A 15,368-nucleotide genomic window follows, 5' to 3' on the forward strand; every position below is an offset into this window, starting at 1 on the left:
ACAAATGGTAGTAGGAGACGCTTCCGTTGAGATAGACGTTCTGGTCGTGGGTGCAGGTCCTGGCGGTTATGTGGCCGCCATCCGTGCTTCCCAATTGGGCAAAAGCGTATTGATCGTGGATAAATCCGAACTGGGCGGCGTATGCTTGAACCGCGGATGTATCCCTTCCAAAGCGCTGATCTCGGCTGCTCATCATTATGAAGCAGCAAGCCATAGCTCCGAAATCGGAATTACGGCTGAGAATGTAAAAGTGGATTTCACAAAAGTCCAAGAATGGAAAGCTGGTATTATAAAGAAACAAACCGGCGGTGTTACACAGCTGCTGAAAGGCAACAAAATTCAAATTTTTAACGGCGAAGCCTTGTTCATCAATGAGCATGAAGCTCGCGTATTTAACGATAACGAAACGGCTCGTTACCGTTTCAACCACTGCATTATTGCGACAGGTTCCCGTCCGATCGAGCTTAAAGCTTTCCCTTACGGCGGCCGTATCATGTCGTCCACTGAAGCTCTGGAGCTTCCGGAAATTCCGGAAAGCCTGGTTGTTATCGGCGGCGGCTACATCGGTATCGAGTTGGGTCAAACCTATGCGAAATTCGGAACTAAAGTAACCGTATTGGAAGGCTCCGATGCAGTACTTCCAGGTTTCGAGAAAGAAATGTCGCAGCTGGTAGCCCGCAACTTGAAGAAGCTGAATGTGGAAGTATTCACAGAAGCTATGGCTCAAGGCTGCGAGCAAACGGATAAAGACGTAACTGTAACCTTCACTGTGAAGGGCGAAGAGAAGAAAGTAACGGCACAATACGTGCTTGTTACGGTTGGACGCCGTCCTAACACTGACGGAGACCTTTCCTTAGAGCTTGCAGGCGTTGAAGTTGGCGAGCGCGGATTGATCCAAGTCAATGAGCAATGCCAAACAAATGTATCTCACATCTATGCAATCGGTGATATTGTTCCAGGTCTTGCATTGGCGCACAAAGCTTCTTACGAAGGTAAAGTGGCAGCTGAAGCTATCGCTGGATTGCCTAGTGCTGTAGATTACAAATGCATTCCTGCCGTTGTGTTCTCCGATCCGGAAATCGCAAGCGTAGGCTTGAATGAAACGGAAGCAAAAGCTAAGGGGATCAACGTTGCCGTTGGTAAATTCCCTTACGGAGCTAACGGCCGTGCTCAATCGATGAACCTGAAGGAAGGCTTCGTGAAGCTGGTTAGCGACAAAGATTCCGGTCTTCTCTTGGGAGCTCAAATCGTTGGTGCGGAAGCATCCAACCTGATTGCCGAGATGGGCCTTGCTATCGAGATGGGAGCAACAGTAGAGGATATTGCCCTGACAATTCATGCGCATCCAACATTGGGCGAAATCACGATGGAAGCTGCGGAAGTAGCAATGGGTCATCCGATTCACATTCTTGGAAGCAGTAAATAATAATTTGTACGTAACTCCAAGCTTGGCGCTGCAGCGTACTGCGGCACCAAGCTTTTTTTCCTTTTTCATGACAAGCATTTGACAAGAATTCAGGGGCTATCCCAATTCTTAGTGATGGGAACCTATACATTTTGCAATACTAAGAAAACATTAACGGAATAAGGAGCTTCTTATGCGAGTCCATAGCTTGATGATAAGGTGTATCCTGCCTTTTACATTATTGACTTCAGCCTGTTCCGGAACGAATGCTTCCTCAGCCGTCAAAGAAGGGGAAGCAATAGGCGTTACAACGTTGCTTAGGTTCTGGGATGAGAATGCAGGGCCCAGTCGAACACCGTACTATAAGGAGCTGCTTCGGCGCTTTCATGAGCAGTATCCGAATATTGAAGTACAGTATACCGGAATTCCTTTAAGCCTTAATAAAATCAAATACGATGTGGCAATCAACGCTAACGATATGCCTGATGTCGCTGGCTTGAGTGAAACCTGGATCGCTGACTATGCGTCCAGAGGAGTGCTTCTTCCATTGGATGACTATTATGAGCGATGGCCGGAGCATTCACAAATCGGGGAATCCTTCATAGCCTACAATCGCTCGCTTGCACCTGACAGAAAGCTGTACCAGCTGCCCAATACATTTAATTTCGATGTGTTTTGGTATCGTACCGATTGGTTTAGGGAAAAGGGCTTGTCCGCGCCACGGACATGGGACGATTTTTTCACCGCGGCTGTCCAGCTTACGAATCCATCGCTTCATCGTTATGGATATAGCCTCCGAGGGGCTGATGGGAGCATCACACAGCTGACATCCTTACTGTATGCTTATTCCGGCATAACCGAATATTTTACGAACGATGGAAGATGTACCATCAATAATCCGAAGCATGTTGAATTTTTGAACAGATATATTTCGTTATATAAGGCCAACACCTCCAAAAGCGATATCGCAAATGGATATAAAGAAATGGTAGCTGCCTTTGATTCAGGTCGTGCAGGAATAATACAGCATAATTTCGGCTCCTTTAACGATCATATTCAGGCGCTTGGACAAGACAAATTTGGAGCGGAGCTGCTGCCCCCTGCACAGAACGGGAAGAGAGCGATGGTGACAGTTGCTAACGGTTACGGTATCTTCAAAACAAGCAAAAACCCGGATGCGGCCTGGACGCTGCTCAGCTTTCTCTCCTCAAAAGAGAGTCAAACGTATTGGAATGCGAACGTCGGTCAGATGCCTACAAATACGCAGGCGTGGGACAGCGAATACATAAGGAAAACACCGTTTCTTCAAGAGGCTTTGGCAGCAATGCAGGACGAGAGGACCGGCATGGTCCAAGTCCCCTTTTATTTGCCGAACTATTCAAGTCTCGTTAAACAGCAGCTCGAGCCGGAATTGCAGGATGTTCTGGCCGGTACTTTGACAGTAGAGCAATTTCTGAATGATTGGGCCGGTTTAATGGAAAATGCTTATGTAGAATATATAAACAAAAACAATCGGAATCCATAGGTTATATATGATGACGGGAGGGTCGCTATGCGATGGCTGGCTAATCGTTCCTTGAAATCGACGATATTATGGTTATTTGTCCCGTTGATTCTCGTCTTTGTGCCGATAACAGGGATTGTTTCCTATATGCTCGCCTCGCAGCAGCTCAGAGCTAACGCGGAAACGAGTATCAACGATACGCTGTTTCAAACGCGGAACTTTATGAATGACAGGCTTACTGCGCTTCTAACCGATCTTACAGCGCTTGATAATAGCAGCGATATGCGCAGCTTGTTTTATAGGGCAGGACAGCCCTTATTTGAATTGCAGCCGCGAGATTATGTGACACTCAGCAAACAGCTCGATAAGGTGTATTCCGACTTTTATACGATTATCGATTCCATTGGGATCTACTACAATAAGGGCTCCATTGCCATGCTCCGGCAGGATTATTTGCAGACGGATGCGGCGTTTGATTCCCAATCGTTTATGCAGTATCCTTACGAAACTGCATCCCAGGTGTATTGGCTCAATATGCATAAGGACGAACTTGGGGTGCAGCCTGGAGGAAACGTTGCAGGTTTATATAAATGGCTCGGAGGACCGCAGGGGGATCGAACGGGCATGATCCTCATTCAGCTGAAGGAGGACTTTTTTCGTGAGCTGTTGTCGGCACCCAAAATAAGTGCCAACGGTTATTTGCTTCTCGCTAGTCCCGAGCGTGCGGTGAGCTTCAAAACGGCTCAAAGTCCTTTTGAAATCGATCAGGAGCATCTTCGCCGAGAGTTGATGAATCCCTCGATACCATCATCCGGTAGGATGGATATGCAAAGCACGGAAGGCAAGAAGATGGTCGTGCTGTACGACACAATAGGAATTAACAAGTGGAAGGTTGCGGCTGTCTATCCGCAGGATGAAATTTATGAAAAGATTAACGATATCCAATATGTAAGCTTGTCGGTTATGGCCGCGGTTCTTCTTATTGTCGCTCTGTTATCTGGTATATTGGCCAATATTATTGCACGACCGTTAGGGAAGCTCACCCGTCAGATCGACCGCATAGAGCAAGGAAATCTCGATGTAGTTATTCCGGAGCTGCCTAGCCGTGAAATCGGCATTTTAAGCAAAGGGATACAGGATATGCTGGAGCGGATCAAGCTTCTTCTTGCACAAGTGGAGCATGAGCAGGAACAGAAAAGGCTATCTGAATTATCTGTACTCCAAGCACAAATTCAGCCACATTTTTTGTACAATACATTATTCTCGATCAAGCAATTATGTGAGATGAACGAGACCAAAGAGGCATCGCAGATGATTACGGCGCTGTCGAATTATTTTCGCATCAGCATCAGTAAGGGGAGTGAAATCATTCCCATTGCGAACGAGCTGGAGCATGTGAAACAATATTTGTATATACAACATCAGCGGTATGGAAACGCCATTTCGTATGAAATTGAAATGCCAGCAGCCATGAAGGAATATTTGATTGTGAAGCTGACGCTCCAGCCTCTGGTTGAGAATGCAATTTATCATGGGGTGAAAAAGGTGCGCCGCCCAGGGCTCATCACGATACATGGACGGATAGAAGGAGATGACTGTTATCTCAGTATCAAGGACAATGGATACGGTATATCACCTGAACGCCTGGAGGAGCTTAGACGAAGCTTGAATGGCCTAAGAGATGACGCAGAGGAAGAACAGCCTGTTGTCGGTTTCGGCGTCAGGAATGTGCATCGAAGGTTGCAGCTTCATTACGGTTCAGAATACGGACTTGCTTATGAGAGCGAGGAAGGTAGCGGAACGGTGGTTACTGTTAAGATACCCCGTAGACATGCCTAGAGCATGGATGGTTTGTGGGAGGTTCTATGAATGTGGAAACTTGTTATTATTGATGACGATCAGATCATTTTAAGAGGTCTTACGGGCAGCATACCGTGGGAGCAGCATGGTTTAGAGGTTGTAGCTACGGCAATGGATGGGGAGGAAGGGCTGGAGGCAGTGGAGAAGCATCGGCCGCACATCGTCATAACGGATATTCGGATGCCATTCATGGACGGGCTAGAGCTCACGGAATCTATTAAAGCAAAATACCCTGATACTAAAATCATCCTTATGACCAGCTATGATGAGTTTGAATTCGCCCGAAAGGCGTTGAAGCTGAAGGTGTATGATTTTGTGTTGAAGCCTGTTGAGAACGATAAACTGCTTGAGGTGGCTTTGCGTGCCGCGGAGGAATGGGAGCAGGAACAGAGTCTGGCCAAGAAAGTGATGGAAGGCGTACCGTTCCTCAAGCAGCGATTTTACGAAAATTTGCTTAGAGGCAAGTACAAGCAGGAGGAAATCGAGGAGGAGCTTCGCTTCCTGGAGCTTACTCTGGATGGCAGTGTCTATACAGTCATTTTGCTAATTGCTGATGATTATTTTGAGACAGGCTCCAAAAATAGATTTGGTCAAGAGTTGCTCAAGTACTGTATTCAAAACGTTGCGTTGGAGGTCATGGCTTCCGAGTCTGAAGCCGAAGCTGGCGTTAATGGTTTGGTTATCGAGTACATGGAGGACGAAATCGCTATGATCTACTGTAGCGAAGAGGACGAGCAAGCGGCGGAAAGACGGACATTCCACATTGCGGAATTAATCCGGCAGCATGTCAACAAATATTTGAAAACGACGATTACCGTAGGTATCGGTTCCATAGCTTCAGAGCTGTCTGGAATTGCTGCGGCTTACCGTGAGGCTAAGGCGGCAACGGAGTTCCGCCATTTAACCGGTACGAATCAGGTGTTAACCTATCGGGATACGCTCATCAAGTCGGAAGAAAGCGTGGTTCAATCGGCAGCTGAAGGCTGGGAAGCGAGCCTTGCGCTCAAGACAAAGCTTGGCCTGGAGCAGGAGGCAATGCAAGTGATTGATGAAATCGAGAGCGAACTTGTTGTTAAGCAGCCTATGACGCTGGAGCGGCTAAGACTGCTTGGTATCGAGATCGTCTTTATAATAGCTAATGCGTTTCAGGATTGGAGCGAGCCTCCTTATGCTAAAGAGGCGGTAGAGCAAATGTTCCAGGAGCTGCATCAGCAGCGTACGGCGAAGGAGATGTTCGAACGTATCCGGGCTTTTTTATCTGAGATTACAGTAACCGTCAATGACCGTCGTAGCCGTCAGCAGCAGCAAATGGTCGATCAAGCCGTTGTTTTCATCCAGCAGCATTATATGCAGGAGGGCTTATCACTTCAGGATGTCGCCGATCATGTGCATCTCAGCACCAATTATTTAAGCATGATATTCAAGAAGGAAGCCGGAATCAATTTCAGCGACTTTCTGATGGAGACGCGAATGAACAACGCCATACGTCTGCTTCGCTCAGCGGAACTGAAGACGTACGAGGTGGCCCAGCAGGTGGGTTACAGCAATCCCCAGTATTTTAGTGTGATATTCAAAAAGTTCACCGGTAAAACCCCATCGGAGTTCAAACAATCCCGCTGATAGAGCTGATACAATCAATCGACAAACAAATTCATAAAATCTCAAACACTTTGAGGAATATATTTTATTCTTGAAAAGGTTGCCCCCTCTTATAATAAGGTCATGTCCAATAGACCTGATGATAACACTTATTGACGAAGAGGGGCTGCAACATGGAAAGAAAAATCGGTTTGAAACATTCCTTGGCGTACGGCAGCGGCAACTTGCTGGGCAGTGGAGCACTGGCGGTAAGTGGTGCGTGGCTGCTGTACTTTTATACGACGTTTTGCGGCTTATCGGCCATCCAAGCGGCATCTATTTTTTCTATTGCAAGCATTGTAGATGCGGTGAGCAACCCGATTATGGGTTTCATCAGCGATAACCTGCATCGGACGAAAATCGGTAGGAGGTTCGGTCGCCGCCGATTTTTTATCTTGATTGGGATACCCTTGATGGTTGTGTACCCCTTAATGTGGGTAGGCGGCTTCGGTTACTGGTATTACTTGGTGACTTACATTTTGTTCGAATTGATCTATACATCGATTATGGTACCTTATGAATCACTGGCAGCGGAAATGACGAAGGATTTCGGAGCACGCTCCAGATTGACGGGCTTCAAAGCCATCTTCGGTAAGATCGCCAACTTCGCGGCAGCGTTCATTCCTGGCCGATTTATTGCGATGTACGGCAAAGATTCTCCGACACCGTTTTTGTATACAGGGATCGTATTTGCGGTTATTTTGGTTATTGCGATGATCTTCTTGTACAAGTACTCCTGGGAGCGTTCAACGCAGGAAATGGAAGAAGAGCTTAAGAATGAGCCAGCGCTTGGTTTTATTAATGCCATGAAAAAGCTCTTTATCGATATTTCCTCTACTTTCCGGGTCAAAAGCTTTCGACATCATCTGGGGATGTACTTGGGCGGCTTCTCGGCAGAGTGGTTGTTCACATCGGCGTTCACGTATTTCGTCGTATTCTCGCTGCATCAAAGCTCAGAGCATGTATCCAATCTATCGAGCTTCAACTCGGTTATTCAATTGATCTCGACGTATTTATTCATCGGCTATTGTGTTAAAAAAGGATTTTCCAAGCCATACATCATGGCGATTTCCATCGTACTGCTTGCAGTGCTTGGTTACTTTGCGATCTACATGATCCATCCGTCCAACATGACACTGTGGCTCTACGTCATTACTTTGGTGATGGGTTTTGGTACCGGAGGTGTCTACTACATCCCGTGGAATCAATATACGTTCATGGCGGATGTGGATGAGGCGTTGACCGGACGCAGAAGAGAAGGTATTTATGCAGGGGTTATGACATTCGCCGGTAAAATGATTAGAGCCGTAGTTGTATTCTTGCTCGGTTGGACCTTGCAGCAGTACGGTTTCGTCTCCAAACAGGCCGTACAGCCTGTATCGGCAGAGCATGCTATTGTTGGGGTGCTGATCGTTGGAACGATTATCCTTGGGATTGTTGGTATCATTGCATCCGTTATGTTCAAGCTGAATGTGGAATCTCATAAAGTGTTGGTAAAAGAAGTCGAGCGCCTGAAAGAGGGCGGTTCGATGACGGATGCGGATTCCGAATCCCGCGCTGTATTTGAAAAGCTGACCGGCTTTGAATATGAAAAATGCTGGGGCAATAACAACGTTGGGTATAAAGATAAGTCAAGCACGCGAGTTGGAGCAGGCATGTAGTGAACCATGCTAAATGGAATTCAATAAAAGATAAGAGGCTGTCCTTCCAGATAAGTTCTGGAGGGACGGTCTTTTTTTCGTCGGATTCTTCTCATTAACCCTATTGACAAACCATCCAAGCGGATGTATTATCCATTTATAGCTAATTTGAACGATTGTTCAAAACGAACGTTCAAAACAATTGTTCAACTTTATTTTGGTTATATTATCAAAGGATGGAACAAGTATACATAGCTCTAGTAACCGTTTTGCACATTGAAAAATAGCAGCAGCATTGCCGCTATAAGGAGGAATCACATGAAACAAGACCAGAAAGATGTCAAAATAAAAATTTTGGATGCAGCCAAGCGATTGTTCGCACGCAAAGGCTTCGAGGGTACAACAGTCCGTCAAATATGCGACGAAGCAGGAGTAGCGCTTGCACTAGTGTCCTATCATTTCGGCGGCAAAGAGAATGTATACTATGCGTTGTTCGAAACATTAACTCCGCAATTTGCACAGACGACATACGATCTGAAGGATCCTGAAGCTGATTTGCGAAGCTTAATTCGGGATTTTGTACAGTTTCGAATCGCCGAGCCGGAGCTTATTAACATGCTCCAACAGGAAGTCATGATGCAAAGCCCGCGGTTGGAGAAGATACAATCTATCGTTTTCTCGATATGGATGCAGCTGAGGCATATTCTAGAAGCTGGCCGCGGAATGGGCCGATTCGATTATGAGTCGTTGAAGCATACGATGCATTTTGTATTCGGAACGTTGATTTTCTCGAGGGTAAGTCCTTTTCTTGAGCCTGTTTTTGAGTCTGACACTGTTCAGGCTAAAGAAGAAAGTCTGGATTCGGTCGTCGCTTACACGACTCGATTTATTTTGAACGGATTACAGTGCAAAGAGTAACAGTGGGAGGAGAACAGAGAGATGAAACGGAATACAGCGGTCATTGCAGTGGTGGCATTGGCAATAGCTTTGGGGAGCGGGGGGTATATGCTAGCTGCGGAAGGAAAAGATGCTGTTACGCTTGCCGCTAGTAAGAAGGCGAGTATAGTAACCGCAGAGCAGGTGAATGTGTCTTTTCAAGGTGTGGGAGGAAAGATTATCGAGCTTCCCGTTCAGGAAGAGCAGAGGGTAACGAAAGGAGCCGTACTGTTGACTCTCGATCCTACGGATATCGACCTGCAGCTGCAAAAAGCTCAGGCGGATATCGATGTGACGACTCTAAAGCTGCAGCAGACGGAGGATGGTCTCCAAGTTGCTCAGCAAAAATTAAACAATGCATTGAAGCAAGCGCAAATCGGTGTATCACAGGCACAAACCTCGCAGGAGCAAGTGCATGAGGGGGCACGATCCGAAGATATAGAAAGGCAAAAGCTGGCGGTCGCCGCGGCTGACGAATCGTATACTCACGCCTTGAAGCTGTACAATCAGCTGCTGAATATGGAAGAAACCTATGATACCAATCCATACTCCTACAAGGATCATCGGGATGCTTTGGAAAATGCGCGTAGCCAGCTAACAACCCTTCAGAATGCACGAGATCAGCAGAATGCCGCTCTAAGCAAGCTGATAAACGGCGCAACATCCCAGGAGAAGCAGCAGGCATCCTTGTTAACGGATAAAGCACAGGCCGTGCTGGAGCAGAACCAGCTAGGGCAAGAAGATATCAATAACCAGCGGATCGGTCTGGATGCCTTAGCCAAACAGCTGGAGCAGCAAAAAATATTGCTTCAATCCCTTCAAATCCAAAAGGAACGGATGACATTGAAATCACCGGTTGACGGAAAAGTCGTTAAGATCGTTCCGAAGGCAGGAGAGAACGTAGGTTCGGGAACGCCAGTGATTATCGTAGAAACTGAAAAGCTGTATTTTGACCTGTATGTCGATGAACAGCAGGTAGGTAAATTGAAGCCTGACATGACGGTGCCTGTACATTTTGCGGCAATCCCGGATCAAGTGCAGGGTCGAGTACAATTCGTTACGGCGGCACCTCAATTTGCCAGCTTAAGAATGAGCCGTGAAAAAGGAACGGCCGATCTCAATACGTTCCAGGTTCGGATTTACGTCGAACGGACGGATAAGCTGCTGCCGGGTATGACTGCGGAGGTGCGTGTCGATGAGATCCCAGCTCGATGAATGGCGAATTGCATTAACGGGCAAGTTTGTTCCGGCGATTTTGATTGCACCCCTAATTGTTGCCGCATTATTCGGCTACATGTTTCAGAACAGCCAGATTAACGAGGCTCCTATTGCAGTAGTAGATGAAGACAACAGTATATACAGCCGCCAGTTTACTGAGAAGGTGAACGCCTCTCAATACTTACAGGTAACAGATGTGTTCCACCAGGCTATGCAGCCTGACACCTTATTAGCGAATGAAAAATATATGGCGGTCATCTACTTGCCCCGTGGTATGGAGCAGCTGAGATATCAAGGCAAGCAAGTGAATGTGGGCGTGCTGATCGATAATTCGATGCCTTCTGCCGTAGGGAATATCCGTAACGGAATTCAAGAATTGATAACGATCGAGAATTTGACCTTATCGGTAGGTAAATTAAAGGTGATGGGATTAGGTGATGAGGCTGCTGCGGGCATTGCCGCACCATTGTCCATGCAGCAAAGGCTCTTGTATAACCCGACATCCGACTTTATAGGGTTCATGGTTATTGGATTCGTGAATGTGGTAGCTTTAGGAATTACTGCAATTGCTGCGGCATCTATCGTCCCACGGCTAAGAGTGGAAGGCAAGCTCCACCAGGAGCTGAACCATCCGATCGGCTTGTGGTTAAGAATCATACCGTACGCCGTTATTTCCTGCATTAGTTTGTTCCTTGCCATAGGGCTTCTGAAGCAGCTGGGAGGGCTCCGTTTTGCGGGAAGCGCACTGGAATTTTTGATTCCGCTGTTTCTCTATACGTTGACTGTATCCTGGATGGGGATGCTGGTCGGATGGTCGGCTGCAGATCCGTCCAAGGTAGCGCTCCGTACTTATGCTATTGTTTATCCGTCCTTCATGCTGTCCGGGGTACAAGTTGCGCCAATCGTATTCCCCTATCCGATCCAAGTAATCAGCCATATGCTCCCTCTGACCTGGCTGTTCAAGTTTATAAGGGGAATAGGCTACCGTGGAGGTAGCATCAAATATTATTCAGCTGAAATTGGCGTTTTTATTGTAATGATCGGTGTGCTGTCCTTAGGTATCGGATTGATGATGATTTGGGAAAACCGTAAGTTGAAAGTGAATACGCGATTGGAGGAAGTTGCAGCATGAGAATGAATAGTAAAAAGACGTCCTTATCGATTTTAATGAGTTTATGTTTAGTGACTTCGGCACAAGCGGCTTGGGCAGATACTGCCCCATCCGAATTGCCCGTGGAGGTCGCAGCAGCAGCTGCAAATGTATCTGTCTCACCTTCGTATAAGTTATCGGATAGCTTGAACGTTGAAATTAAAAGCTTGTTGAATGAGTCTTCTTCAGATGGCGTTAAGATTGCAGCTGTTATTAGAATGAAAAGCAGCGCTGGCAAAGTCGTAAAAATTCCTGATCTGGATTTAAGGGTGAGGACGGCGGAAGGCGATGAATATACTCTTCAGGCTAGCGTGCTGAATGCGCATGCGATACGTCCGAATACTACGGAAGAACTGAGCTATTTATTAACGGTAGATCGGAAAGATCCAGTAAGCTTATCAGAACTCGTCTGGTTCTCCGTCGATTGGTACTCTTTTCCTAAAACAGAAACAGCAGTGCTTACGGTCCCTGTATCAGGTCAGAGTTGGGATGGGCCCTTGTCCACCCTTAGCCAACCTGGCAAATTGAAAACTTGGGGAGAATCTTTTCAAATTCCTAATATCGATTCCCCTTTGTTCTACACACCGGTAGCTATTAGCAAAGAGAATTCACAGCAGGGGACAGTGACGTCTGTCAAGCTGCTGGTACAGAACCGATCGGCTAAGAAAGAAACGCTGCCTGAGTTTAATATGGATGGAAGAGCAGTTAACGTTTCTGGGACAGACGCTTCGATTTTTGCGGGGAAAAGGGTGGAGCAGGGTCCTATCTCTCTAGACCCACAAGAGCAGCGATATATTCACTATGCTATCCCAACAGACAAAAATACGGTATTGAGCAGTCTGAATCTTGTAACCAATGAGACCTTCAAACAGTTGGATGCTAAAGGAACTCCTACTGTAACCCCTTTTTCCATAGGCAGACTGAACATCGCAATGCCTAACGGGGGACAATCGGATATATCCATTGAAGGAACTCCATACGAGTACAACACACCATTTAAGTTTGATTCAAATACGGATGCGATTGATCCCAATATGGATGTATCACTGGTCGAGCTTCATATGCATGAGAATGAAGGAGAGGGATACCAGACAGTCATAGGGAAGTACAAACTGACCAATCACGGAGATCAGCCCCTTCCGATTCCAGTATTTCAAACCAAGTTGATAACCGAGAACGGATTGACCTATTCCGGCAGCCGTCAAAGCATAACGACTCAAGAGATTATGCCGAATACATCTTACGTTATCAGTTATTCGTATATTATGCCTTCGGATTTGCAGGATCAAAACTTCGTATTGAAAATCGTGGATACGAAAACGGCGGCTCCGGTTTCAACGACGTTAGGAGCCTATCGATTGGCTTTACAGACGAATTCGCTCAATGAAGACACACTAACGTTCTATCCGTTCAAAGTGAAATTGAATCAATGGCTGCTTTCAGCTAAAGCTAACTTGTCGTCTGCAGCAGCACCAAGCCCTACAACGTACTCCTATAAGCTGAAGCTGGATTTGGATATCGAACGTCAGGAGCAGGTTATTGTCGATCAGAACTTCTCGAAAATGTCCTTCGAGCTCATAGACCCTACGGGAAGGCTGCTATCCGTCAAAACACTAAGCTTTACAGGCGTTAACCGGCTTGTCAGCGGGACTCAGTTCATTCAGTTTGATAACTTGAAAACCGACGAGCAGGAATATCCATTAACGGTTAACGTTTATGAGACTATAACGACTCCTACAGGTGAGGCCAAACGTTTGGTGGCATCTCTGAAGCAATAGTATAAAAAATGACATTCGAACGATGGGTTCGAATGTCATTTTCATGTTTATAGAGAAAACTTAGTTGCTGCTCTTGAAGCCAAGACCTAAGGAGATCGTTCGGGTTGTATCCAATACGGCAGCAATCCAGTCTTCCTGAGCAGGAACCATTCGGTCAGTAGGACCTATCGTACTTATTGAAGCGATGACTTGACCGGCTGCGTCAAAGATGGGGGCAGCGATACCGGTAACGCCAACATTACGAAGATTGGAGCTCATTTCATAGCCTTTTTCCCGGATTTGAGTCAAACGGTTTTTGACATCTGAAGGGTTCTTCAAGGAATGCTGCGTAAAGGTACGCAGCTCCTCGCTTAAGACGCCGTCAATGAAGGATTCCGCTTGATAAGCGAGAATGGAGCGTGAAGCGGAAGTTGCGTACAGCGGAAAGCGGCGGTACACTTCAATATCGAAACGGATCGGATATTGCGAATCAATTTTATCAACATAAATGGCATCCGTGCCGTCAATGACACACAGACACACCAGTTCCTTGGTCGCAGAGGCTAGACGGTGCATGTGCGGACGGGCAAATTCAACCATGTTGTGGTCCTTGAGCACTTTATTGCCGAGTTCGAGCAGTGTGTAGCCTAATGCGTACTGCTTGTTCGCCGGATTTTGGCGGATTAGTCCTTCGCTTTCCAAGGTGATGAGAAGCTTGTGGACCGCGCCCTTGGATAAGCCTAGCCGTTTGCTGAGATCCGTAACGCCCAGCTCTTTAGGTGAGTCGAGAAACAGCTTCAGTAGATGGCAGCTATTTTTGACGGAAGATAAATACGTTTCCATAGAATTCCTTCTCCCTTAGACAAGTACGAAAATATTGGTATTTTATCACAATCAATTTATTTTTCCTAGTACAAAAATTGAATATTTACAATTGCGCAAAATTTTAAATCATGCTAGAATTTATTCATGATTCACATATAGTATACAACGTTCACTTATAGTGAACAAGTGGTCGGAGTCATTTTTTTAAAAGCCCATGTTTTGGAAGGCGTTTGCTGCAAAGGCTGATCGTTCGTGCTGCTGCTCCAGTAAATTCCTATACCATATAAACAGCTATTATAAAGGGAGGATCAACATCAATGAAGAAAAAGACAATCTCTGTATTATCCGCCGTAGTTCTGTTTGGAAGTGTACTGGCGGGCTGTGGCACCTCGACGGATAAAGCGGCAAAGCCGGCTCCGGCTGCTGAGGGAAAAGCTGGTGAAGGCGGATTGACTCCGGAAAAGCAGCTGGTAGTAGCAGGTAACGGAGCAACGGTTGAACAGCTGATGAAGGATGAAATTTTCAAAAAGTTTAACGAAAAATACCCTGATGTGAAGCTGACTTATGTATCCGGCGTTTCCACCGAGATTGTTGCAAAAGCTAAAGCGCAAAAGGCTTCTCCGCAAATGGACGTAACCATTGTAGAAGGTGGAGAGCAGGAAGCGGGCCGAGTTGAAGGATTGTGGGATACGCTTAACGAGAAAGACATTCCGAGCATGAAGAAAGTCTCCGAAGATTTGAAGACGAAGGACAACAGTGGAGTCGCGGTTAACTTTACACCGATGGGCATTTCCTACAACGAGGCTATGGTGAAAGAGAAGAATTTACCGATTCCGACTTCATGGAACGATTTGACCCGTCCTGAGATGAAGGGCAATCTGACACTGTCTGAGATTTCAAGTAACTTCGGTCGTTCTACACTCATTATGCTGGCTTATGCTAACGGTGGGAACGAGAAAAATATGGATGCCGGCTTTGCCAAAATGAAAACGATCGCAGGATATATGCCTACCTTTGCGAAGAGTGCGGCACAGCTTCAGCAAAACCTGCAAAACAAAAGTGCTGCCTACTCTACTTGGACGATGGCGCGCAGCTTGGTGCAAAAGGATGCTGGTCTGGAATTGAAGTTTGTTGTACCTAAGGAAGGCGCAAACCTGGTTCCAAACGTAGCGACAATTATCAAAGGCACGAAGAACCCGAATGCGGCGAAGTTGTTCGTTGAATTCTTGCTGTCGGATGAAGTTCAGAAGATGTATGCAAGCAAGCTGTACTATAACCCTGTAACAAATGTTAAGCTGCCGGATGAGACGGCGAAGCTGCTTGATTTTGACCGCAGCAAGGTAGTGAAGTTCGATTTGGAGACCGTAGGTGCCAAAACACCGGAATGGATTGACCGATTCAACAAAGAGATTGCACCCAGTGTAGGAAAATAGGT

General features: G+C 46.4%; 11 protein-coding genes. 10 read left to right on the plus strand and 1 reads right to left on the minus strand.

Annotated elements, in window-relative coordinates; genetic code table 11:
• The first annotated feature begins 4 nt into the window (after positions 1–4).
• From lpdA to BP97_RS0115030, 9 genes are all read left to right on the plus strand, one after another.
• A complete protein-coding gene (lpdA, locus tag BP97_RS0114990; protein WP_028549832.1) occupies positions 5–1,426 on the plus strand; it encodes a dihydrolipoyl dehydrogenase in 1,422 nt (473 codons plus the stop codon).
• 172 nt (positions 1,427–1,598) lie between these two features.
• Positions 1,599–2,930, plus strand: a complete 1,332-nt coding sequence (locus tag BP97_RS36380; RefSeq protein WP_231506310.1) for an ABC transporter substrate-binding protein — start codon at positions 1,599–1,601, stop codon at positions 2,928–2,930.
• Between the two features lie 27 nt (positions 2,931–2,957).
• Positions 2,958–4,748: a cache domain-containing sensor histidine kinase gene (locus BP97_RS0115000; RefSeq protein WP_028549833.1), complete on the plus strand. Its 1,791-nt coding sequence runs from the start codon at positions 2,958–2,960 to the stop codon at positions 4,746–4,748.
• Positions 4,749–4,778: 30 nt separating this feature from the next.
• Positions 4,779–6,389, plus strand: a complete 1,611-nt coding sequence (locus BP97_RS0115005) for a response regulator (protein WP_028549834.1) — start codon at positions 4,779–4,781, stop codon at positions 6,387–6,389.
• A 152-nt stretch (positions 6,390–6,541) separates the two neighbouring features.
• Entirely contained in the window at positions 6,542–8,068 is a 1,527-nt protein-coding gene (locus tag BP97_RS0115010; RefSeq protein ID WP_028549835.1) for an MFS transporter, read from the plus strand.
• A 297-nt stretch (positions 8,069–8,365) separates the two neighbouring features.
• Positions 8,366–8,965, plus strand: coding sequence for a TetR/AcrR family transcriptional regulator (locus tag BP97_RS0115015; protein ID WP_028549836.1), 600 nt, complete (start codon positions 8,366–8,368; stop codon positions 8,963–8,965).
• A 21-nt stretch (positions 8,966–8,986) separates the two neighbouring features.
• Positions 8,987–10,198, plus strand: coding sequence for an HlyD family secretion protein (locus BP97_RS0115020; RefSeq protein WP_028549837.1), 1,212 nt, complete (start codon positions 8,987–8,989; stop codon positions 10,196–10,198).
• Positions 10,179–11,333, plus strand: coding sequence for an ABC transporter permease (locus BP97_RS0115025; RefSeq protein WP_028549838.1), 1,155 nt, complete (start codon positions 10,179–10,181; stop codon positions 11,331–11,333). The genes BP97_RS0115020 and BP97_RS0115025 overlap by 20 nt, the downstream gene beginning before the upstream one ends.
• Complete coding sequence (locus tag BP97_RS0115030) at positions 11,330–13,129, plus strand: hypothetical protein (protein WP_028549839.1); 1,800 nt, start codon at positions 11,330–11,332, stop codon at positions 13,127–13,129. The genes BP97_RS0115025 and BP97_RS0115030 overlap by 4 nt, the downstream gene beginning before the upstream one ends.
• A 60-nt stretch (positions 13,130–13,189) precedes the next feature.
• Here BP97_RS0115030 and BP97_RS0115035 read toward each other — a convergent pair whose 3' ends face one another.
• Entirely contained in the window at positions 13,190–13,951 is a 762-nt protein-coding gene (locus tag BP97_RS0115035) for an IclR family transcriptional regulator (RefSeq protein WP_028549840.1), read from the minus strand.
• A 299-nt stretch (positions 13,952–14,250) separates the two neighbouring features.
• Here BP97_RS0115035 and BP97_RS0115040 point away from each other — a divergent pair, with 299 nt between their 5' ends.
• A complete protein-coding gene (locus tag BP97_RS0115040) occupies positions 14,251–15,366 on the plus strand; it encodes an ABC transporter substrate-binding protein (protein WP_028549841.1) in 1,116 nt (371 codons plus the stop codon).
• Positions 15,367–15,368: the final 2 nt, after the last annotated feature.

Origin of the sequence: Paenibacillus sp. UNC451MF (assembly GCF_000686845.1) — a bacterium.
Classification (GTDB): domain Bacteria; phylum Bacillota; class Bacilli; order Paenibacillales; family NBRC-103111; genus Paenibacillus_S.